The following is a 22311-nucleotide window of genomic DNA, read 5'->3' as shown; positions in this document are numbered from 1 at the left end:
ACAATAAAGTTTTGAGGAGGCTGGGCATGACCAGGATTACACGACGCATTCTGCTGGCGGGAGCTGTGGCTCTTGCCGTGACCCCTGCGGCGCGGGCCGCCGATCCACCCAAGGAAATCCGCATCGACTGGGCGACCTACAATCCGGTCTCGATGGTGCTGAAGCAGAAGGGTCTGCTGGAGAAGGAGTTCGCCAAGGACGGCATCACCGTCACTTGGGTGCAGTCGGCGGGCTCCAACAAGGCGCTCGAATTCCTCAACGCCGGCTCGATTGATTTCGGCTCGACCGCCGGTTCGGCGGCGCTGGTCGCCCGCATCAACGGCAACCCGATCAAGTCGATCTACGTCTATTCGCGCCCCGAATGGACTGCGCTGGTCACGGGCAAAGACTCCAAGATCACTGGTGTTGCCGACCTCAAGGGCAAGCGCGTCGCGGTCACGCGCGGCACCGATCCGCACATCTTCCTGGTGCGTGCGCTGCTCAGCGCCGGCCTCACCGAAAAGGACATCACGCCGGTGCTGCTCCAGCACGCTGACGGCAAGACCGCGCTAATCCGTGGCGACGTCGACGCCTGGGCCGGCCTCGATCCCATGATGGCGCAGGCCGAGGTCGAGGAGGGCGCCAAGCTGTTCTACCGCAAGGCCGACGCCAACACCTGGGGCATCCTCAATGTGCGCGAGCAGTTCCTGAAAGACCATCCGGAGGCCGCCCGCCGCGTCCTCGCGGTCTATGAGGAAGCGCGGAAATATTCGCTGGCGAATTACGACGAGCTCAAGAAGACCTTCATCGCGGTGACGAAACTGCCCGAAGCGGTCGTCGACAAGCAGCTCAAGGAACGCACCGAGCTGACCCACAGCCGCATCGGCGCGCCCCAGCGCGAATCCATCCTCGCGGCCGGCCTCGCGCTCCAGCAGGCGGGTGTCGTCGACGCCAAGGTCGACGTCAAGGCAACGCTCGACGCCCTGATCGACGACCAGGTTCCACTGCCGACGAATTGAAGAAGATCTCGTAGCCCGGATGGAGCGTAGCGAAATCCGGGACTACTCTCCCGCGGGCACGATCCCCGGATTGCGCTTCGCTCCATCCGGGCTACGCAGATGGATGGCGCGGCAAGAGTAGTGTTGCATTCCGGCGCCAGACGCGCTTCGTACCGGCCATGATCTCCGACGCGCCAGTCCTGCAACAAACCTCTGATAAGGCCGAGAGCGCCGCTGCGCCCCGGCGGCTTGCGCGCTACGGGCGGCCGATGCTGGGCGTGCTGCTGCCGCTGACGCTGGCGCTCGGCTGGGAGCTCGTGGTGTGGCTGGGCTGGTCCAACGGCCGGCTGGTGCCGCCGCCCTCGCGCGTATTTGCCACCATCAGCGAGCTGGCCCGCTCCGGCGAGCTTGTCCGCCATATCACCGCGACGCTGTGGCGCGTCGGGCTCGGCTTCGCGTTCGGCGTCGTCGCGGGCACGCTGCTGGGCGCCATCTCCGGTTATTGGTCGCTGGCGCGGCGGCTGCTCGATCCAACCGTGCAGGCGCTGCGCGCGATCCCATCGCTAGCCTGGGTGCCGCTGTTCATCCTGTGGCTCGGAATCTTTGAGACCTCGAAGATCGCGCTGATCGCGGTTGGCGTGTTCTTCCCGGTCTATCTCGGCGTGATGGGTGCGATCCTCTCGGTCGATCGCAAGATCGTCGAGGTCGGTCGCACCTTTCGCCTGTCCGGTCCGGCGATGATCCGCCGCATCCTATTGCCGGCGGTGCTGCCGGCCTATGTCGTGTCCTTGCGCGTCGGTCTTGGTCTCGGCTGGATGTTCGTGGTGGCGGCCGAGCTGATCGGCGCCTCCGAAGGCCTCGGCTATCTCCTGCTCGACGGCCAGCAGCTCGGCAAGCCCGCGCAGATCCTGGCCGCCATCGTGATCTTCGCCGTCCTCGGCAAGCTCACGGACTGGCTGATCGAGGTTGCTGCCGCGCCCTTCCTGCGCTGGCAGGATGCCTTCGTGCGTGCGAAGGGGAGTTGAGCGATGCTGGCACTCGACCGGGTCAGCAAGACCTATCCCAATGGCGTGCAGGCGCTGGCGCGTTTCTCCGCCGAGATCCGCCAGGGCGAGATCATCGCCATCATCGGCGGGTCCGGATGCGGCAAGTCAACCTTGCTTCGCGCCATCGCCGGTCTCGATCGCGCCTCCTCCGGCACGGTGACGCTCGACAGCGAAGCGATCAATTCGCCGCACGCCAAGATCGGCATCATCTTCCAGGAACCGCGGCTGTTGCCCTGGCTCAGTGTCGCCGACAATATCGGTTTCGGCCTCGCAGATATCTCCGCGGCGGAGCGGCGCGAGAAAGTGGCGCGTGCGCTCGCGCGCGTCGGGCTCGCTGACAAGGCGCAGGCCTGGCCGCGCGAGCTCTCCGGCGGACAGGCCCAGCGCGTCGCGATTGCCCGCGCGCTGGTGCCGCAGCCCGAGGTGCTGCTGCTCGACGAGCCGTTCTCGGCACTCGACGCCTTCACCCGCAGAGATCTCCAGGATCATCTGCTCGACCTCTGGGCCGACACGCGGCCGACGCTCATCCTCGTCACCCACGACGTCGACGAGGCGGTGGTGCTGGCCGATCGCGTGCTGGTGATGCGGCCGCGGCCGGGCCGGCTGTTCGACCAGATCGAGATCAATCTCGGCCGGCCACGCGACCGCAACTCGCCGCTTTTCGAGAACTTCAAGCGGAGTGTGCTGACGGCTCTCGACCGTTCGCTCGACCGCAGCGTGCCCGACCGGGACGCAACCCAGGGTCCCGGGCAGGCCATGTGGTGGTGACATTTTCTCGGTAAGCCGGTACATCGAAAGGCGATTTTCCCGGGAGAGAACGACAATGGATGCCGCAGAACTGCGTCAGATGCAGGCCCCGATCAAGGAACGCTACAAGACCGACCCGAAGGCCGCGCTGATCACGCTGAAGGCCAAGGGTTCGACCGAGGGCGAAGGCATCGCCTGCAAGGTCGAGACGGGCCGTGCTATCGCGCTTGCCGGCCTCCATCCCGCCACCGGCGGCTCCGGCCTCGAGCTCTGCTCCGGTGACATGCTGCTGGAAGCGCTGGTCGCCTGTGCCGGCGTCACGCTGAAGTCGGTGGCGACCGCGATCGAGGTGCCGCTGAAGACCGGCAACGTTTATGCCGAGGGTGATCTCGACTTCCGCGGCACGCTCGGCGTCGACAAGGAGACCCCGGTCGGCTTCGCCGAGATCCGCCTCCGCTTCGAGGTCGACACCGATGCGCCGCAGGACAAGCTCGATCTGTTGCTGAAACTCACCGAGCGCTATTGCGTGGTCTATCAGACCATCAAGAACGGCCCCAAGGTCTCGGTGTCGATGCAGCGGATGTGACTCTCTGTACCCTCCCCTGGAGGGGGAGGGTCGATCGCGCAGCGCGAGCGGGGTGGGGTGATCTCTCCACTCGGGCACTGTGTCCGTCGAGAGACTGTCACCCCACCCCGGTTCATATTTCGCTGCGCTCAATATGAGCCGACCCTCCCCCTCCAGGGGAGGGTAAGAAGCCAACAATGTCCGCCGAACTCCACTTCATCATTCTCCTCCTGCTGCGTATGGCGATCGCTGCGGCGTTCGTCGTGTCGGCGTCGGTCATCACCGAGCGCTCCGGACCGGTGATCGGTGCGCTGGTCGCGACTTTGCCCGTGTCGGCCGGTCCCTCCTATGTCTTCCTCGCGATCGACCATGACGCCGCCTTCATTGCGCAAGGCGCGCTGGCCAGTCTTCCGATCAACGCGGCGACGATCTTCATGGGCCTCATCTATGTCGTGCTGGCGCAGCGGCAGAGCTTTGTCGTGAGTGTCGCAAGCGCGGTCGGGGTCTGGATCGTGCTGGCCTCGATCATCCGCCTGTTCGAGTGGACGCTTGCCGCGGGGCTGGCCGTCAACGTCGTCGCCTTCGGCATCTGCATTCCGCTGCTCGCAAAATATCGCCATGTGAAGATGCCGCTGGTGACGCGCCGCTGGTACGACATTCCGTTCCGCGCGGCGTTAGTGGCAACGCTGGTTGCGATCGTGGTGTCGACCTCGGGCTGGGTCGGTCCACGTGTCTCCGGCGTGATCGCGCTCTACCCGATCGTGTTCACCAGCATGATGGTGATCCTGCACCCGCGCATCGGCGGCCCGCCGACGGCAGCCGTGCTCGCCAACTCCGCCTGGGGCCTGCTCGGCTTCGGGATGGCGATCGCGGTGCTGCACGTCGCAGTTACGCAGTTCGGCTCGTCGATCGGTTTGAGTTGCGCACTCGCCACCTGCATCGGCTGGAACCTGACGCTGTGGTGGACGGGACGACGGAAGCGGGCGGTGCATTAGCCTCGCCGCGCTTCGTAAGGTGCGGTACGCTACGCTTGAGACCTCGGCCCTGCGTCAGGATAGATAGTTACCGGGGCTGGCAGACCCGCTAAGCTGGCAACAGAGCAAGTTCGGGGCGTGTGGTGGAGGGATTGTACAAGGTCGAGTACGAGATCAACGACGGCTCCGGCCGCAGCGTGCTGTATGCCCATGCCGGAAAAATGCTTGGCGGCAACACGGCCTTCGCCCACTTCGGCACCTACGAGATTGTGGACGGCGAAATCGTCGCCAGGCTCCGGACGAAGCGTCACAGCCGGTCGCTGCAGCACAGAAGGCTGGTCAGTTCCGACGCCGTCACAATCAGCATTCGCGGTCGACAGCAGGGCAAGCTCTACCGCTTCGCGGGAGAAGTGGTCGAGGACGCCTCGGTGTTTCGCGCCGTGATGACGCCGCTCGGCGACGATGACGTTCCGCCGCCCGGTGCGATCGGCGAGGCCGGCATCGTCAGCGGGCTCTATTCGATCGACATCCGTATGCTGGATGGAATTGGCGGCGGCCATACCGGCGTGATGTTGCTGCGCGACGGCCGCATCCTCGGCGGCGATGCCTTCTTCTATTATCTCGGTGCCTATTCTTCTGCAAACGGTCGCTGGAAAGGCGAATTCGTCAATCAGGAACACACGCCGGCGAAGAGCGAGCATCCCTTGTTCGGTGGCTATGAGGTGGGCATCGGCTTCTCCGGCCACTGCGATGACAAGGGCGCCGAAATGGAAGCGACCGCGCTCGCCGGCAAGCGCAGCATCCGTCTCGCCGCCAGCTTGAAGCTGGTCGAGCCGTTTGCCAGGGCGGGCCGCTGACAGCGAGTACCCGGCGAACACGGCCAAGCCGACGCCGAGAGCACAGGCAGTGCAGGCGATGGCATGCCTCAGCTTGGGATCATGATCTGGTCGTTAGAAGGTTCGTTGGCACTAATTCGGCAGCTTGGCCTTCAGCTTATACAGCGCATCTAGCGCTTCGCGCGGCGACATCTCGTCGGGATGCAGCGCCTTCACGGCTTCCATTAAGAGCTCGGCTTCGCTCGGCGGCGCGGCTTCCGCGGCGGCGCGCGAAGGCACGGCGAACAGCGGCAGGTCGTCGACCAGCGCCCGCGCGGTCTGGCCGCGGTCCTGTGCTTCCAGCTTGGAGAGCACCGATTTGGCGCGCGTGATCACGGCCGGCGGCAGGCCGGCGAGCTTCGCCACCTGGATGCCGTAGGAGCGGTCGGCCGAGCCCGGCAGCACCTCGTGCAGGAAGACGACATTGCCCTGCCACTCCTTCACGCGCACGGTCGCGTTGAACATGCGCGGCAGTTTTGCCGCGAGCGCGGTGAGCTCGTGATAATGCGTCGCGAACAACGTCCGGCAGCGATTGCTTTCGTGCAGATGCTCGATCGCGGCCCAGGCGATCGAGAGGCCGTCGAAGGTTGCGGTACCGCGGCCGATCTCGTCCAGGATCACGAGGGCGCGCTCGCCGGCCTGGTTGAGGATCGCGGCGGTCTCGACCATCTCCACCATGAAGGTGGAGCGGCCGCGGGCGAGATCGTCGGCGGCGCCGACGCGCGAGAACAGCCGGTCGACGATGCCGATGCGCGCGCGCGTGGCCGGCACGAAGCTGCCGATCTGCGCCAGCAGCGCGATCAGCGCGTTCTGGCGCAGGAAAGTCGATTTGCCGGCCATGTTGGGTCCGGTGAGGAGCCAGAGCTGGCCCGACTTCTGCGCGGGCGCCGGCGAGAGATCGCAGGCATTGGCGATGAACGGCTCACCATTGCGCTTGAGGGCCTGCTCCACGACCGGATGGCGGCCGGCATCGATAGCAAAGCCGAGCGAGCCATCGACCTCGGGGCGCACATAGTTTTCGTCGACCGCAAGCTTGGCGAGCGAGGTCGCGACGTCGAGCAGCGCAAAGCCGTGTGCGGCGGCGCGCAAGTCTTCGCTGATCTCGAGCGCCTTGGCGCAGAGCCGCTCGAAGATCTCGAGCTCGAGGCCGAGTGCGCGGTCGCCGGCATTGGCGATCTTGGCCTCGATCTCGCCGAGCTCCGACGTCGTGAAGCGCACCTGTCCCGCCAGCGTTTGGCGGTGGATGAAGGTCGCGTTCAGCGGCGCCGACATCAGCTTGTCGCCGTGCTGGGCGGTGACCTCGACGAAATAGCCGAGCACGTTGTTGTGCCGGATCTTCAGCGCCTTCACGCCGGTCTGGTCGGCGTAGCGAGCCTGCATCGAGGCTACCACGAGGCGCGAGGCATCGCGCAAATTGCGCGCTTCGTCGAGCGCGGGCTCATAGCCCTGACGCACGAAGCCGCCGTCGCGCTTGATCAGCGGCAATTGCTCGTCGAGCGCACGGGCAAATTCCGCAGCGAGCTCGCGCGATGGCCGTTGCAGCGCCGCCATCACCGCCGCGATCTCCTGCGGCGGCTGGTCCAGTTCGCCAAGCCGTGCCAGCGCCTGGTCGGCGGCGATGATGCCGTCGCGCAAACCTGCGAGATCTCGCGGTCCGCCGCGGCCGACCGAGAGCCGGGCCAAGGCGCGCGACATATCGGGCGCGCCGCGCAGGATGCTGCGGATGTCCTCGCGCGCCGCGGAATCGGCAACGAAGGCACCGACGGCATCGAGCCGCCGTGCGATCGCCGGCGCATCGGTCAGCGGCGCAGCCAGCCGCTGCGCCAGCAGGCGCGAGCCCGCTGAGGTCACGGTACAGTCGATGGCGTCGAGCAGCGAGCCGCGGCGTTCGCCGGCGAGCGTCCGCGTCAGCTCGAGATTGGCGCGGGTGGCGGGGTCGATCGCCATGGTGGCACCCGAAGCTTCGCGCGCGGGCGGCGACAGCGGCGGGTGCTTGCCGACCTGGGTGCGGTCGACATAGGTGACGGCGGCGGCCGCGGCAGTGGCCTCAAGCCGCGTCAGCTGCGCCAGCCCGTCCATGGTCGCGACTGCGAAATAATCGCACAGCCGTTTCTCGGCAGTGGCGCCGTCGAACACGTCGCGGGTCAGCGGCGTCACCGCCGGCAGCTCGCGCAGGGTCTGTCCGAGTTCGCTGTCGTTATAGAGCGCGTCGGTGACAACAGCCTCGTTCGGATTGATGCGTGCCAGCGTCGCGGCGAGCTCGCCGCCGGACGCTTCCGTCACCATGAATTCGGCGGTCGAGATGTCGATCCAGGCGAGACCGAAGCGGTCGCCACCCGCGGAGGAGCGCGCCCGCGCGATCGCCAGCAGATAGTTGTTGGCACGCGCATCCAGCAGCGTGTCCTCGGTCAGCGTGCCCGGTGTGACCAGCCGCACCACGCCGCGGCGCACCACGCTCTTGTTGCCGCGCGCTTTCGCTGCCGCGGGATCCTCGGTCTGCTCGCACACGGCGACCCGGTGGCCGGCCGAGATCAGGCGATGCAGATAGTCCTCGGAGCGCTCGACCGGCACGCCGCACATCGGAATGTCGGCGCCCTGATGCTTACCGCGCTTGGTCAGGACGATGCCGAGCGTCCGCGAGGCGATCTCGGCGTCCTCGAAGAACAATTCGTAGAAGTCGCCCATCCGGTAGAACAGCAGGAGGCCCTGATGCGCCGCCTTGATTTCGAGATACTGTTCCATCATCGGCGTGACGCGCGCGGCAGTCTCGGGCTGCTGCATAGGCGTGTCATCCGGGGGCGGGGCGGGTATCGGCTGTTGCATCGTCATGGGCGGCGCAACCTACAAAATTTCGGCACCTGCTCCTATCGGTTTGGCCGGGGAGGGGAGGTTTTCCACGTTGTCCGCACCCGCGGCATGCGCCAGCAGCCAGCTACCCCTTCGGAACGCGCAAGAAACCGTCAATTGACCTGCCGCGGGCGCGCTCCTAAAACTCCGCCGACATTGAAGAAATTGGGCCGGATCGCGGCATTCAGGGAGAACAACGATGCGTGACGTCTTTATCTGCGATGCCGTGCGGACCCCGATCGGCCGTTTCGGCGGTTCGCTCGCCAAGGTGCGCGCCGACGATCTCGCCGCTGCCCCGATCAAGGCCCTGATGGCCAAGCACCCCAATCTCGATTGGGCGCAGGTGGACGAAGTATTCTTCGGCTGCGCCAACCAGGCCGGCGAGGACAACCGCAATGTCGCGCGCATGGCGCTGCTGCTGGCGGGCTTGCCGGATTCGGTTCCCGGCCAGACCTTGAACCGGCTCTGCGCCTCCGGCCTCGATGCGGTCGGTGCGGCCGGGCGTGCCATCCGCTCCGGCGAGATCGAGCTCGCAATTGCGGGCGGCGTCGAATCGATGACCCGCGCGCCCTTCGTGATGGGCAAGGCACAGGAAGCGTTCTCGCGCTCGGCCGAGATCTTCGACACCACGATCGGCTGGCGTTTCATCAATCCGCTGCTCAAGGCGCAGTATGGCGTCGACGCCATGCCCGAGACCGGCGAGAACGTCGCCGAGGAATTCCAGGTCTCGCGCGCCGACCAGGACGCCTTCGCGATCCGCTCGCAGCAGCGCGCGGGCAAGGCGATCGCAGCCGGCTATTTCGCCGAGGAGATCACGCCGATCACCATCCCCGGCGGCAAGGCCGGCCCCATCACGATCGACAAGGATGAGCATCCGCGCCCCGAGACCACGCTGGAGGGCCTCGCCAAGCTGAAGCCGATCGTGCGCAATCCCGGCACGGTCACCGCCGGCAACGCCTCCGGCGTCAATGACGGCGCCGCGGCGATGATCCTGGCCTCGGAAGCTGCTGTGAAGAAGCACGGCCTGACGCCGCGCGCGCGCATCCTCGGTCTTGCCTCGGCCGGCGTGCCGCCGCGCATCATGGGCATCGGCCCGGTGCCGGCGACCCGCAAGCTGATGGAGCGGCTCGGCAAGAAGATCAGCGATTTCGACCTGATCGAGCTGAACGAGGCCTTCGCCTCGCAGGGCATCGCCTGCATGCGCCAGCTCGGCGTCGCCGATGACGCCGACTTCGTCAATCCGCATGGCGGCGCCATCGCGCTCGGCCATCCCCTCGGCATGAGCGGTGCCCGTCTCGCGCTCACCGCCGTGCACGGCATGGAAAAGCGCGGCGGCAAGCTTGCGCTCGCCACCATGTGCGTCGGCGTCGGCCAGGGCGTCGCGGTGGCGATCGAGAAGGTGAATTGACGGTCCACGAAGTGGACCGTCATCCCGGAGCCGCTCGTTAGAGCGGAATCCGGCATCTCGAGATTCCGGGTTCAGCCCTGTCGGGCTGCCCCGGAATGACGAGCGATCGGGAGGTGACCATGATCATCGCGCGCGAGCAGGACGTCACGACGGCGGCCCTGGCCGTGATGGAACGGACCACCGATCCGCGGATGCGCCAGATCATGATCTCGCTGGTCAAGCATCTCCACGGCTTCGTTCGCGACGTTCGCTTGACCGAGAAGGAATTCCGCGACGCCACGGCCGTGATCGCCGAGCTCGGCAAGCTGACGACCGACACGCACAACGAAGTCGTGCTGATGGCGGGCTCGCTCGGCGTCTCGCCGCTGGTTTGCCTGCTGAACAACGGCGATCAGGGTAATACCGAAACTGACCAATCGCTGCTCGGACCGTTCTGGCGCTTCAACTCGCCGCGTGTCGAGAACGGCGGATCGATTGTACGGTCCGAGACCCCGGGTGCGCCGCTGTTCGTCAACGGCCGTGTGGTCGACAAGAGCGGCAATCCGGTCGCCGGCGCAGAGGTCGACGTCTGGCATGCTTCGCCCGTCGGACTCTATGAAAACCAGGACCCCGATCAGGCCGACATGAACCTGCGCGGCAAGCTGACGACCGGCGCGGATGGACGCTTCTCCTTCCGTTCGGTGATGATGGTCGGCTATCCCATTCCGACCGATGGCGTGGTCGGCCGCCTGTTGAAGGCGCAAAGCCGGCACCCGTATCGGCCTGCGCATCTGCATGCCCTGATCTTCAAGCCCGGATTCAAGGTGCTGATCTCGCAGGTCTATGATCCCAACGATCCCCACATCGACAGCGACGTGCAGTTCGGGGTAACGCAGGCGCTGATCGGCAATTTCGTACGCCATGAGACGCCGCATCCGAGCGCGGGCGAGGTCACCGGGCCCTGGTATTCGCTCGATCACACCTACCGGCTCGAAGCCGGCGAAGCGGTGTTGCCGCGGCCGCCGATCAAATAATGCGTTCCCGTGCCGGATGCGGCCTTGAAGGGAGCGCCAAACCCGCTTCCCCAAATTAGTTATATCCTATAATAATTAGTGGAAGTGTTGACCGGCCGGATCGACAATGGCCGGGGAGGAGTTCGCCCATGACATTCATCTATCCCGTCGACAGCAACAAGGCGCATCCGCTGCCGCTGTCGCCCGAGTACAAGAGCTCGATCAAGCGTGCGCCGAACAAGCCCTTGATCCCGATGCGCCACACGCTGTCGGAGCTGACCGGCCCGGTCTACGGCCACGAGACCGTGCGCGAGGGCGATAGCGACCTCACCACCCAGCATGCGGGCGAGCCGATCGGCGAGCGCATCATCGTGCACGGCCATGTCCGCGACGAGGACGGCCGCGGGGTCGCCAATACGCTGGTCGAGATCTGGCAGGCCAATGCCTGCGGCCGCTACGTGCACGTTCGTGACCAGCACCCTGCGCCGCTCGATCCGAACTTCACCGGTGCAGGCCGCACCGTCAGCGATGCCGCCGGCTACTACCGCTTCGTCAGCATCAAGCCCGGCGCCTATCCCTGGGGCAATCACCACAATGCCTGGCGTCCGGCGCACATCCACCTGTCGGTGTTCGGCCATTCCTTCGTGACGCGTCTCGTGACGCAGATGTATTTTCCGAACGATCCGCTGTTCCCGTTCGATCCGATCTTCAATTCGGTGCCGGACGAGAAGGCGCGGGCGCGGATGGTCTCCTCGTTCGATCTCGAGAACACCCAACCCGAATGGGCGCTGTGCTACCGCTTCGACATCGTGCTGCGCGGCAAGAACGCCACCCCCATGGAGACCAAGTAACGTGCAGGAAAGCGTGAAGGACAACGGCATCACCCCATCGCAGACGGTCGGCCCGTTCTTCAAATACGGCCTGACACCGAACGGCGAATATGCCTGGAACGACGCGTTCACCAACTCGACGCTGACGCCCGACGTCTCCGGCAACCGTATCCGCATCGAGGGCCGCGTGTTCGACGGCGACGGCGTCGCCGTGCCCGATTGCATGTTGGAGATCTGGCAGGCGGATGCGCAGGGGCGCTTTGCCGATCCGCAGGACAAGCGCGCGCTGCCGAATGCGAGCTTCCGCGGCTTCGCCCGCTGCGGCACCGACAAGGACGGCAATTACGCGTTCGAGACCATCAAGCCCGGGACGGTGCCGGATCCCGACGGCAAGCCGCAGGCGCCGCACATCCTGGTCGCGGTTTTTGCCCGCGGCATGCTGCGGCATCTCTACACTCGCATCTATTTCAGCGACGAGGCCGGGAACGCCGCCGATCCTGTGCTGGCGCTGGTGCCGGCCGACCGCCGCGCCACGCTGACCGCGGTGTGCGAGGCCGGCAAGTCGGTTTACCGTCTCGATCTCAGGCTCCAGGGCGACAACGAAACGGTGTTCTTCGACGTGTGAGGCAATGCGCGCCCGGCGGCCTGGTCACCGGGCGCGCGTTTCTCATTTCGTGCACTGACGGCAGGCGCTGCGTTGCGTTAGGCATTCTTGCCACGCTTGTGCGTCAGCCTGGCTGACCCAAATCGATGGCTTGACGCTCAATTCCCGTAGTTGTGCGGAGTTCGCGCGATACAATTCCGGCGCGAAGCAATTCCGTATTTACCGTATTCGTTTAGGGTCACTCCGGTTTCGACACGCACACCGGATTATTTTCATGAAATTTCGTCTGTCGTTGTCTTCAGCGATCATTGCGTTCGGGATCGTTCTCGCCATCGGCTTCACCGCCGTCGTCTCCACCAGCCTCTACACCCTGCGCGAGCTCAAGGTCGGAGGCCCGCTCTATTCCGACATCAAGCTCGGCAACGACCTCATCGCCGATATCCTGCCGCCGCCGGAATACATCATCGAGGCCTATCTCGAGGCCACCCTCGCCATGCGCGAGCCGGACCAGCTTGCCGCCCATGGCGAGCGCCTGGTCCAGCTCCGCAAGGATTACGACGAGCGCAAGGCATTCTGGGTCTCCTCCAGCCTCGCAGCCGATCTGAAGACCGCGCTGGTGTCGAAATCCGATGCCGAGGTGCAGAAATTCTGGAAGGCGTCCGACCAGCTCCTTCCGGCCCTCAAGGCCAAGGATGCGGCCGCTGCCGAGCGCGCCTATGCGCAGCTGAAGGAGGCCTACACCGCGCATCGCGCCGTCATCGACAGCATCGTCGAGAACGCCAACAAGCAGAATGCCGCGATGGAGAAGCTGGCCGCCGACCGCGACAGCTCGATGCTCTACATCCTCCTCGGCGTCGCCGCTGCCGTGCTCGCCTTCATTGCCGCGGGGCTGCTCGGCGTCGCGCTCGGCGTGGTGCGCCCGATCGTGCGCATGACGGACACGATGCAGAAGCTCGCGACCGGCGACCTCGCCGCCGACATTCCTTTCGCGCACCGCCGGGACGAGGTCGGTTCGATGGCCGGTGCGCTCGTGGTGTTCAAGCAGGCGGCGATGGAGAATTCCCGCCTGCGCGAGGAGCAGTTGCGACAGGAGCAGGAGGCTGCGCTGGCCAAGCGCGGCGCCCTGCAGCAGATGGCCGAGACCGTCGAGCGCGAGACCGGCCGCTCGGTCGACACCGCGAGCGCGGCGAGCCATGGCGTGGAGCGGGCCGCCACCAGCCTGTCCGAGATCGCAAGCTCGCTCTCGGCACAGTCGCAGGCTGTTGCTGCAGCCTCCACCCAGGCCCTCGGCAGCTCGCAGACCGTCTCGGCTGCGGCGGAAGAACTGAGCGCCTCGATCCGCGAGATCGCGAGCCAGGTCGCGCGGACCAGCACGGTTACCAAATCTGCGGTTGCCGGCCGCGAGCAGGCGCGGTCGACCATCCAGGCATTGGCCGGTTCGGTCAGGAAGATCGCCGAGGTCTCCGACCTCATCGGCGGCATCGCCGGCCAGACCAACCTCCTGGCGCTCAACGCCACGATCGAAGCGGCGCGCGCCGGCGAGGCCGGCCGCGGCTTCGCGGTGGTTGCCGCTGAGGTGAAATCCCTGTCCGACCAGACCGCAAAGTCCACCGAGGAGATCGCGCGGCTAATCGCCGAGATCCAGACCTCGACGCAGGCCGCGGTCGATGCCGTCGAGACCATGGGCGGACACATCGTCGAGATCGATGGCGTCGCGACCTCGGTCGCTACTGCGATGGAGCAACAGGATGCCGCAACACGGGAGATCACGCGGTCGATCTCCGAATCGGCGTCCGCGGCGCAGGAGGTTTCGATCAAGATAGGTAATGTCAGCCGCGACGCCGCCTCCGTGAATGAGCGCGCGGCGGAGGTCAGGCAGGCGATCGCCGGCATGTCGGCCAATCTCGAGCAGCTGCGGTCGGTCGTGGTGAGGACGGTGCGGGACTCGACCGCGGCGGCTTGAGCGGGTCCAGGGGCCGCGGTCGTGCCTGGGAACGTGATCGTGCAGTATGACGCGGGACAGGGGCATCGTGGTTATGACGACTCCACAATTGCCTGATGTCGTTGAGCCCGCCCGATTGACGGCTGCCTTGCGCAAAGGCGGCGTGCTGGACGCTGGCGCGGTGCGCGAGGTGAAGGTGCTGCATCAGCATCCGGCCCTCGTATCGCACGTCGTTCGCCTTGGGCTGCGGTATGTCGGGGAATCCGCTGGCGCCCCGCACTCCGTCATCCTCAAGATGCCACATTCATCCTATGCCAAGTCGCTGGCCAATTCCGGTCGGCAGGAAGTGGCCTTCTATACTCGGCTTGCGCCGAACATGCCGTCGCAAATCGTGCCGCGCTGCTACGATGGCCATTTTGACGAGGAGAGCCAAGCCTGGCATCTCCTGCTCGAGGACCTCACCGACAGCCACGAGGTCGCCGCCGACTGGCCATTGCCGCCCTCGCGCGATCAGGCGATGGCGATCGTCACGGCGCTCGCCCGGTGGCATGCATCTTGGTGGGACCACTCCGGTCTCGGAGACACCGTCGGTACCTGGGCGAGTCCCAACGACAGCGCGAAGCTCATTAATACTTTCGCGGGTCACTATGATCGCTTCGCCGATCTGCTCGGTGACCGCCTCAGCGAGGAGCGGCGTATCCTATACCGGCGCTTTATCGAGAAGGCGGAGCTGCTACTGCAACGCTACCATTCGCATCGCCACGTAACCATCGCGCACGGCGATGCCCATACCTGGAATTTCCTGCTGCCGCGCTCGGGCGTCACGGATACCGTTCGCATCTTCGACTTCGACCAGTGGCGCATCAACGTGCCGACGAATGACCTCGCCTACATGATGGCCACACAGTGGTATCCGGAGCGCAGGCAGGCGCTCGAGCGGCCTTTGCTCAACCATTATCACCAGACGCTGATGCAGCACGGCGTTGCCGGCTACACCCGAGGCACACTCGACCAGGACTATCGTCGATCGGTGCTCTGGCACATCACCAAACCGGTCTGGCAGTGGAGCATCAACATCCCGCCGGTGATCTGGTGGAACAATCTGGAGCGGGTGTTCGCGGCCGTGGACGATCTCGGTTGCGAGGAGTTGTTGTAGACACTGCAAACTCGCTGTCGTCGCCCGGCTTGACCGGGCGACCCAGTATTCCAGAGATAGTCGTGGGATGCGGAGAAGCCACGGCGTACCGGATGCCCCGGTCAAGCCGGGGCATGACATCTGCGACTACTCCATCACCGCGTGCTCCGGCCCGGCCGCCTGCTTGCGCAGCGTGGCCTTGGTGGAGCCGATCAGCAAGGCGAGCGGGATGGTGCAGAGGATGAAGACCATCACCAACTGGTAATCATGCGCGAAGGCGATGATCTGCGCCTGCACGCTGACCATTCTGTCGGCCATGGCGCGGCCGGTGTCGGTGGACAGATTGATCATGCCGCTGACGTCGGGCATCTGCAGCGCGTGGTTGAACGGGTTGATGTGCTCGGACAGGATCGCATAGGTCCGACGCGTTCCCTGCGTCAGCTCGGCGATGACGACGGAAATGCCGACCGAACTCGCGACGTTGCGCATCAAGGTCAGCATCGCAGCGCCGTCGGTGCGCAGCTCGTTCGACAGCGTCAGGAACGCGACGGTCGAGAGCGGGACGAAGACGAGCCCGAAGCCAAAGCCCTGGATGACGCTGACGGTGACGATCTCCGGCACCTGCGTCAGGTCGGTCCAGCCGGTCATCTGGAATAGCGAGCCAGCGGTCAATGTCAGGCCGGCGATGATCAGCGTGCGTGCCTCGAAGTAACGCATCATCCTGCCGACCAGCATCATGGCGAAGAAGGTGCCGATGCCGCGGGTCGCCAGCAGCAGGCCGGCGGTGATGATGGGATAGCCGATCACGTTCTGCATGTAGGGCGAGGCCAGCGCCATGGTCGAGAACAGCACGAGCCCCATCACGATCATGAACAGGCAGCCGCCGACGAAGTTGCGGTCCCGGAACAGCGCGAAGCGGATGAACGGCGTCGAGGTCGTGAAGGAGTGCGCGAGGAAGAAGTAGAACGCGACGGCGGAGACGATGAACTCCGCGACAATCTCGTTGGATTCGAGCCAGCCCAATTGCTCGCCGCGGTCGAGCGCGAGCTGAAGCGCGCCGATGGCGACCGCCAGCGCGGCGAAGCCGAACCAGTCGAATTTGAGGCTGAGATTCTTGTTGGTCTCGTCCATGAAGACGATGAGGCCAAGCACCGTAATGGCCCCGAACGGCAGGTTGACGAAGAACACCCAGTGCCAGGAATAGGTCTCGGTCAGCCAGGCGCCGAGCGAGGGCCCCATGATCGGGCCCATCATCACGCCCATGCCCCAGATCGACATCGCCTTGGCGCGTTCCTGGAGCGTGTAATAGTCCAGCATCACCGATTGCGACAGCGGCACCAGGGCCGCGCCGAACACGCCCTGGAGCAGCCGGAACAGCACCATCTGGTTGATGTCCTGCGCGAGTCCGCACAGCACGGAAGCGAAGGTGAAGCCGGCCGAGCAGATGATGAAGATGCGCTTGCGGCCGAAGCGATTGGAGATCCAACCCACCGGCGCGGTCATGATGGCGGCGGCGACGATGTAGGAGGTCAGCACCCAGTTGATCTGATCCTGCGAGGCCGACAGCGTGCCTTGCATGTAGGGCAGGGCAACGTTGGCGATGGTGGTGTCCAGCGCCTGCATGATGGTCGCGGTCATGGCGCAGATCGTCACCATGTTTCGGCGCAGGCCGGGGACCATCAGGCTGGCATCGGCGCCGGACATCGGATCAGTCCTTGTCCTGGTTCGCCGCCGCCGACAGGCCGAAGAGACCGGCGAGCGAGCGCTGGTGGCCGGTGTCGATGGTGGCATAGACGCTCATGCCGGCTTTCAGCTTCCGCACATATTCGTCGGTCTCGTCGAAATAGATCCTGATGGGCACGCGCTGCACCACCTTGACGAAATTGCCCATGGCGTTCTGCGGCGGCAGGATCGCGAACTGGGCCCCGGTACCAGGCGAGAGCGAGCCGATCTTGCCTTTGAAGACGTGGTTCGGGAACGCATCGACCTCGAGCGTGACCGGCTGTCCTTCGGTCACGTAGGTGAGGTCGCTCTCCTTCGGGTTGGCGTCGACCCAGGGATGGGCGATGTCGATGATGGAGAACACCGGCGTACCTGCGACGACATAGCGGCCGAGCTGGATCTGCTCGACCTGCGTGGCCACGCCATCCATCGGCGCGCGCAGCACGGTATGATCAAGGTTGCGCTGAGCATCGTCCAGCTTGGCTTTCGCCTGAGCGTAGGGCGGGAATTGCTCGAGCGGCAGGTCGGGGTTGCCGAGCAACTGCGTCTTGGCATTGGAGAGCTGCTGCTTGATGTATTGGGCTTGCGCGCCGGCAGTGACCAGCGCATTCGACGCGTTGTCGAGATCGAGCTGGGAGCCGTAATTGTTCTTCACCAGCGCCTGCTTGCGCTCGACGTCGCGCTGCTTCAGATCGATGCCCTGCTGCGCGAGGTTGAGCATGTCGCCGTAGATCTTGATGTTGGAAACGAGATTATCGTAGGTCGTCTGGGCCTGCGCGAGTTGCGCCTTGGCTTCTTCGACGGCATGACGGAACGGAACGGGGTCGATCTCGAACAGCTCGTCTCCCCGCTTGACCGTCTGGCCTTCTTTCACGATCACCTTCTGGATTTTGCCGGAGATGTCGGGCGTCACCAGTACCTTCTGTGCACCGACATAGGCATTGTCGGTGCCGACATAGCGGCCGCCATGCAGATAAAAAGTGAGGCCGCCGATGACGACGACAACAGGCAGGACGACGAGAAGCAGGAAGCGGCGATAGCGCCGCAGGCCCGCCACCAGGCGGCGGCGCGGATCGGTACCGGCTTTCTTCGTCGGCTTGCCGCTCTCGGTCTTCTGCTCGGGCTGGAACTTGAGGACTTGATCAGCCATAGCGCTGCTCCTTGCGTGCCTGTTCCGCGCCGCTGGTTTGGGTGGCGTTCCGCACGTTCTCCTTGATCGTTTCCAACTGGGTGAGGAGACGGTGGGCATCGGCCGGGCTGATGCCGTCGAGCGCGTTGGCGGTGATCTCGGACCTGAGCCCGCTCATCCGTCCCAGCAGTTGCCGGCCGGCCTTCTTGAGGTAGAGCCGCTTGACCCGGCGATCCGAGGCGTCGTTGCGGCGCTCGATCCAGTCGTTGTCGCAGAGCTTGTCGATCAGGCGCGTCAGCGTGATCGGCTGCACCTCCAGAAGCTCGGCGAGCTCCGATTGCTTCATGCCCTCGCTGCGCTCGACCTTGGCCAGTACCGCCCATTGTGCCCGCGTGATGCCGAAGCGCGACGCCTCCTTGTCAGCGTAGACGCGCAGCAGCCGATAGAGTTCGGCGAGCGTGAACAGGAAGTTCTGGTCGACAGACCCACGGGTCATGAGCTTGGTCTCCAATGAGCCAGGGATATAATAAGCAAGCTTATGATTATTGCCCGGCGGAATATCGGGACGCTGTCCCGCAGCGAGAGCATGGCTGGCAGCTATCCGCAGGGTCGCGCTTTGGGTTCCCTTGCCGAAATGCTAGAAGCGAGGCCGCATGACCCTGGCAAAGCCTGCTTTTCCCGCGCCTGACCACGATCACGGCCGCTGCACCGCTGATGCGTTGGCGCATGCCGAAGCGGTCTGTCGGCAGCGCGCGCAGAAATTCACGCCGATCCGCCGTCAGGTGCTGGAGGCGCTGCTCTCCAGCCACCGTCCGCTCGGCGCCTACGAGGTGATCGACGAACTCGCCAAGTCGATGGCGCGGCCGGCGCCGATCACGGTCTATCGCGCGCTCGATTTCCTGATGGCGAACGGCCTCGTGCACCGCATCGAGAGCCGCAACGCTTATCTCGCCTGCGCCGCCCACGACCACGACGCGACCTCGGCGGTGGCGTTCCTGATCTGCGAACGTTGTGGCCTCGTCGGCGAGATTCCCTCGGCGTCCTTCGCCAAGGACCTCAATGCCGCCGCTCGCAGTTCCGGTTTCGCGCCGAAACTGTCTGTGGTGGAGATCACGGGCGTCTGCACCCATTGTCAGAAAGCTGCCTGAAGCAACAACGGCACCAAGCCGGTCATCGGGAAGAAATGTCCTCACCACAAGCCATACCGTCCGCCGGCCGTCCCCTCAGTGCCGGCGCCATCGCCCTGATGCTGATGCTGTGCCTGACCTGGGGCTTCAACCAGATCGCGGTGAAGCTGGTGCTGCCGGACATCCCGCCGATGCTCCAGGCCACGATCCGCTCGATGGGCGCGCTGCCGGTGCTGTTCATCATCGGCACCCTGCGCGGCGTCAAATTCTTCGAACGTGACGGCACCTGGAAGGCAGGGCTCATTGCCGGTCTGATGTTCGGCATCGAGTTCGTTCTGATCTTCCAGGGTCTGCGCTTCACCTCGGCCTCTCGTGCAGTCGTGTTTCTCTACACCGCGCCGTTCTTCGTCGCGCTGGGTTCGTACCAAGTGCTCGGCGAGCGGCTTGGCGGGACGCAATGGCTGGGCCTCGCGGTGAGCTTTGCCGGCGTCGCACTCGCCATCGGCGTGCCGCAACCCGATGTCGATGCCAGGGTGCTGCTGGGCGACCTCATGATCGTCGGCGGCGCCGCGCTGTGGGCGGCGACGACCTTGGTTGCCAAGGGCACGCGGCTGCGCTTCGCCGCGCCGGAGAAGGCGCTGGGCTATCAGGTCGCGACCTCGATCCCGATTTTGGGACTCGCAGCCTGGCTGTTCGGCGAATCGATCACCCACACGCCCGCGCCCTTGTCCGTAGGCCTCATGGCCTTCCAGGCGATCTGGGTGGTCGGAACCACGTTCACGCTTTGGTTCGCGCTGGTGAAGGCCTATTCGGCCAGCAAATTGTCGGCTTTTACCTTCATCACCCCTTTGTTTGGCGTGGTCGGTAGCTATTTCATCATGCACGATACCCTGAGCCTGACATTTGGGGCCGCCGCGGTCCTTGTAATTGCTGGGCTTTTTCTCGTTAACCGTCCCAGCTCGACGGCTGCGGCGCCGCGCGATGCATTGCTGAACGTCACCAAAACCTGATATTTGGACCCCATGAACAAGCTCGAAACCCCCCTCGATTCCGAGATCGCAGGCCCCGCGCCCCGGCACCGGACCACCCAGGTCAAGGTCGGCAACGTCGCCGTCGGTGGCGGAGCACCGATCGTCGTGCAGTCGATGACCAACACCGACACCGCCGACATCGACGGCACCATCGCCCAGGTGGCAGCGCTCGCGCGCGCCGGCTCCGAAATGGTCCGCATCACCGTGGACCGCGAGGAGGCCGCAGCCGCCGTTCCGCACATCCGCGACGGCCTCGCCAAGCGCGGCATCACCACGCCCCTGATCGGCGACTTCCATTATATCGGCCACAAGCTGCTCGCGGCCTATCCCGCCTGCGCCGAGGCGCTCGCCAAGTACCGCATCAATCCCGGCAATGTCGGCTTCAAGGACAAGCGCGACAGCCAGTTCGCCGACATCATCGAGATCGCCAACAAGAACAACAAGCCGGTGCGCATCGGCGCCAATTGGGGCTCGCTCGACCAGGAGCTGCTCACCAAGCTGATGGACGAGAACGCTGCCTCGCCGAATCCGCGCGACGTGCGCGCGGTGACGCGCGAGGCCATGGTGCAGTCGGCGCTGCTGTCGGCCGCGCGTGCCGAAGAGCTCGGCATGCCCAAGGATCGCATCATCCTGTCGGCCAAGGTGTCGGCGGTGCAGGATCTGATCGCGGTCTACCAGGATCTGGCGTCCCGTTCCGACTACGCCATCCATCTCGGCCTCACCGAAGCCGGCATGGGCTCGAAGGGCATCGTGGCGTCCTCGGCCGCGCTCGGCATCCTGCTGCAGCAGGGCATCGGCGACACCATCCGCATCTCGCTGACGCCGGAGCCCGGCGGCGACCGCACCCGTGAGGTGCAGGTCGGCCAGGAGCTGCTCCAGACCATGGGCTTCCGCACCTTCGTGCCGCTGGTTGCGGCGTGCCCCGGCTGCGGCCGCACCACCTCGACCACGTTCCAGGAACTGGCCCGCTCGATCCAGGATTTCATCCGCGACGAGATGCCGAACTGGAAGACGAAATATCCCGGCGTGGAAGAGCTCAACGTCGCGGTGATGGGCTGCATCGTCAACGGCCCCGGCGAATCCAAGCACGCCAATATCGGCATCTCGCTGCCCGGCACCGGCGAAGCGCCGGCCGCCCCGGTGTTCGTCGACGGCAAGAAGTTCCGCACGCTGCGCGGACCGACGATCTCCGCCGACTTCAAGGCGTTGGTGATCGACTATATCGAGCAGCGTTACGGCCAGGGCGCCAAGGTGCCGGTGACGGCGGCGGAGTAGGCGTCTCCTCGAAATCGGAATCGTAGGGCGGGTTAGCGCAGCGTAACCCGCCTTACTTTTGCGGGGGCGAAGTGGCGGGTTACGCTTCGCTAACCCGCCCTACATTGCTACGATGTCCCCAATCAACAACGATCGGGAGACACGCCATGAGCTCACTCGCCGGCAAGCAGGGCCCGCGCTATCGCCATACGGCTGATGACGGTGCGCCTTATGAGACACTTCAGGTCGAAAAACTCACACCCATCATCGGCGCGGAAATCTCCGGCGTCGACATCGGCAGGCTGGTCGAGGGCGACAGCCGCTCCAACCGGCAGATGGACGAGATCCATCGCGCGCTCGCCGAGAACCTCGTCATCTTCTTCCGCGACCAGCACATCACGCCGCAGCAGCATCTCGCCTTCGGCCGCAAGTTCGGCGAACTGCATTTCCATCCCGCGGCACCGCATGAGGATGAAGACCCCGCGCTGATGAAGATCTATGCCGACAAGAACTCGCCGCGCGCCAATGGCGAGGGCTGGCATTCCGACGTGTCCTGCGATCTCGAGCCGCCGATGGGCTCGATCCTCTACATCAAGCAGTGCCCGCCGCGCGGCGGCGACACGCTGTTCGCCAACATGTACGCGGCCTATGAGGCGCTGTCCGACCGCATGAAGGCCTATCTCGACGGATTGACCGCGCTGCATGACGGCGAGCCGATCTATCGCGGGCTGTACGCCAATTATGGCGTCGCCGACCGGCCAAGCTATCCGCATGCCGAGCATCCCGTGGTGCGCACGCATCCCGTGACCGGCAGGAAGGCGCTCTACGTCAACCGCGGCTTCACGCGCCACATCAACGGCGTCCCCCGCGACGAGAGCGATGCGATGCTTGCTTATCTCTACCAGCACGCCGAGAACCCGCTGTTCCAGTGCCGCTTCCGCTGGACCGAAAACGCCATCGCCTTCTGGGACAACCGCTGCACCCAGCATCGCGCGATGTGGGACTACTGGCCGCACACGCGCTCGGGCACGCGGGTGACGGTGAAGGGGGAGAGGCCGGTTTAGGAGGCGGTGCCGTAGCGCCGTAGGGTGGGCAAAGCGAAGCGT

At 65.2% G+C, this 22311-nt stretch carries 20 protein-coding genes; 16 read left to right on the top strand and 4 right to left on the bottom strand.

What is annotated here, in order from left to right:
- Positions 1 to 26: 26 nt before the first annotated feature.
- The 6 genes from BCCGELA001_RS35265 (at position 27) to BCCGELA001_RS35240 (ending at position 5166) form a co-directional block, all read left to right on the top strand.
- Positions 27 to 998 (top strand): aliphatic sulfonate ABC transporter substrate-binding protein, encoded by a 972-nt coding sequence (locus tag BCCGELA001_RS35265; RefSeq protein WP_060737390.1) that lies wholly within the window; start codon positions 27 to 29, stop codon positions 996 to 998.
- Positions 999 to 1156: 158 nt separating this feature from the next.
- Positions 1157 to 2002 carry an ABC transporter permease gene (locus BCCGELA001_RS35260; protein ID WP_008540447.1) on the top strand — a complete coding sequence of 282 codons (846 nt, stop codon included), beginning with the start codon at positions 1157 to 1159 and terminating at the stop codon, positions 2000 to 2002.
- A gap of 3 nt (positions 2003 to 2005) precedes the next feature.
- Complete coding sequence (locus BCCGELA001_RS35255) at positions 2006 to 2791, top strand: ABC transporter ATP-binding protein (RefSeq protein ID WP_008540449.1); 786 nt, start codon at positions 2006 to 2008, stop codon at positions 2789 to 2791.
- A 55-nt stretch (positions 2792 to 2846) separates the two neighbouring features.
- Positions 2847 to 3356 carry an OsmC family protein gene (locus BCCGELA001_RS35250; RefSeq protein WP_060737389.1) on the top strand — a complete coding sequence of 170 codons (510 nt, stop codon included), beginning with the start codon at positions 2847 to 2849 and terminating at the stop codon, positions 3354 to 3356.
- A gap of 176 nt (positions 3357 to 3532) precedes the next feature.
- Complete coding sequence (locus BCCGELA001_RS35245; protein WP_008540461.1) at positions 3533 to 4330, top strand: hypothetical protein; 798 nt, start codon at positions 3533 to 3535, stop codon at positions 4328 to 4330.
- A 119-nt stretch (positions 4331 to 4449) separates the two neighbouring features.
- Positions 4450 to 5166 carry a hypothetical protein gene (locus BCCGELA001_RS35240; protein WP_060737388.1) on the top strand — a complete coding sequence of 239 codons (717 nt, stop codon included), beginning with the start codon at positions 4450 to 4452 and terminating at the stop codon, positions 5164 to 5166.
- 111 nt (positions 5167 to 5277) lie between these two features.
- Here BCCGELA001_RS35240 and mutS read toward each other — a convergent pair whose 3' ends face one another.
- A complete protein-coding gene (mutS, locus tag BCCGELA001_RS35235; protein WP_060737387.1) occupies positions 5278 to 8013 on the bottom strand; it encodes a DNA mismatch repair protein MutS in 2736 nt (911 codons plus the stop codon).
- A 217-nt stretch (positions 8014 to 8230) separates the two neighbouring features.
- Between mutS and pcaF the strand changes: the two genes are divergently transcribed.
- From pcaF to BCCGELA001_RS35205, 6 genes are all read left to right on the top strand, one after another.
- Positions 8231 to 9439: a 3-oxoadipyl-CoA thiolase gene (gene pcaF, locus BCCGELA001_RS35230; RefSeq protein WP_060737386.1), complete on the top strand. Its 1209-nt coding sequence runs from the start codon at positions 8231 to 8233 to the stop codon at positions 9437 to 9439.
- Between the two features lie 119 nt (positions 9440 to 9558).
- Positions 9559 to 10452: a dioxygenase family protein gene (locus BCCGELA001_RS35225; RefSeq protein WP_008540481.1), complete on the top strand. Its 894-nt coding sequence runs from the start codon at positions 9559 to 9561 to the stop codon at positions 10450 to 10452.
- Positions 10453 to 10580: 128 nt separating this feature from the next.
- On the top strand, positions 10581 to 11282 hold the full coding sequence (pcaH, locus tag BCCGELA001_RS35220) for a protocatechuate 3,4-dioxygenase subunit beta (RefSeq protein ID WP_060737385.1): 702 nt from the start codon (positions 10581 to 10583) through the stop codon (positions 11280 to 11282).
- Between the two features lies 1 nt (position 11283).
- Positions 11284 to 11886 (top strand): protocatechuate 3,4-dioxygenase subunit alpha, encoded by a 603-nt coding sequence (pcaG, locus tag BCCGELA001_RS35215; RefSeq protein WP_008540512.1) that lies wholly within the window; start codon positions 11284 to 11286, stop codon positions 11884 to 11886.
- Positions 11887 to 12139: 253 nt separating this feature from the next.
- Positions 12140 to 13828: a methyl-accepting chemotaxis protein gene (locus BCCGELA001_RS35210; protein WP_008540514.1), complete on the top strand. Its 1689-nt coding sequence runs from the start codon at positions 12140 to 12142 to the stop codon at positions 13826 to 13828.
- A gap of 46 nt (positions 13829 to 13874) precedes the next feature.
- Entirely contained in the window at positions 13875 to 14963 is a 1089-nt protein-coding gene (locus BCCGELA001_RS35205) for a phosphotransferase (RefSeq protein ID WP_060737384.1), read from the top strand.
- 126 nt (positions 14964 to 15089) lie between these two features.
- Here BCCGELA001_RS35205 and BCCGELA001_RS35200 read toward each other — a convergent pair whose 3' ends face one another.
- From BCCGELA001_RS35200 to BCCGELA001_RS35190, 3 genes are read right to left on the bottom strand one after another with little or no spacing between them, the layout of a single operon-like run.
- Positions 15090 to 16646, bottom strand: a complete 1557-nt coding sequence (locus BCCGELA001_RS35200) for an MDR family MFS transporter (RefSeq protein WP_008540517.1) — start codon at positions 16644 to 16646, stop codon at positions 15090 to 15092.
- Between the two features lie 4 nt (positions 16647 to 16650).
- The gene (locus BCCGELA001_RS35195; protein ID WP_008540519.1) at positions 16651 to 17814 is read right to left on the bottom strand and encodes an HlyD family secretion protein; all 1164 of its coding nucleotides are present in this window, start codon (positions 17812 to 17814) and stop codon (positions 16651 to 16653) included.
- Complete coding sequence (locus BCCGELA001_RS35190; RefSeq protein ID WP_008540521.1) at positions 17807 to 18289, bottom strand: MarR family winged helix-turn-helix transcriptional regulator; 483 nt, start codon at positions 18287 to 18289, stop codon at positions 17807 to 17809. The genes BCCGELA001_RS35195 and BCCGELA001_RS35190 overlap by 8 nt, the downstream gene beginning before the upstream one ends.
- A 157-nt stretch (positions 18290 to 18446) precedes the next feature.
- Between BCCGELA001_RS35190 and BCCGELA001_RS35185 the strand changes: the two genes are divergently transcribed.
- The 4 genes from BCCGELA001_RS35185 (at position 18447) to BCCGELA001_RS35170 (ending at position 22269) form a co-directional block, all read left to right on the top strand.
- Positions 18447 to 18941 (top strand): Fur family transcriptional regulator, encoded by a 495-nt coding sequence (locus tag BCCGELA001_RS35185; protein WP_008540524.1) that lies wholly within the window; start codon positions 18447 to 18449, stop codon positions 18939 to 18941.
- 35 nt (positions 18942 to 18976) lie between these two features.
- Positions 18977 to 19930, top strand: a complete 954-nt coding sequence (locus BCCGELA001_RS35180; RefSeq protein WP_060737383.1) for a DMT family transporter — start codon at positions 18977 to 18979, stop codon at positions 19928 to 19930.
- A gap of 12 nt (positions 19931 to 19942) precedes the next feature.
- Entirely contained in the window at positions 19943 to 21226 is a 1284-nt protein-coding gene (gene ispG, locus BCCGELA001_RS35175) for a flavodoxin-dependent (E)-4-hydroxy-3-methylbut-2-enyl-diphosphate synthase (protein ID WP_008540530.1), read from the top strand.
- Positions 21227 to 21372: 146 nt separating this feature from the next.
- Positions 21373 to 22269, top strand: a complete 897-nt coding sequence (locus tag BCCGELA001_RS35170; protein ID WP_008540532.1) for a TauD/TfdA dioxygenase family protein — start codon at positions 21373 to 21375, stop codon at positions 22267 to 22269.
- The last annotated feature ends 42 nt before the right edge of the window (positions 22270 to 22311 follow it).

Source organism: Bradyrhizobium sp. CCGE-LA001 (assembly GCF_000296215.2).
Lineage (GTDB): Bacteria > Pseudomonadota > Alphaproteobacteria > Rhizobiales > Xanthobacteraceae > Bradyrhizobium.
This window is presented reverse-complemented; position numbering and strand designations above follow the sequence as displayed.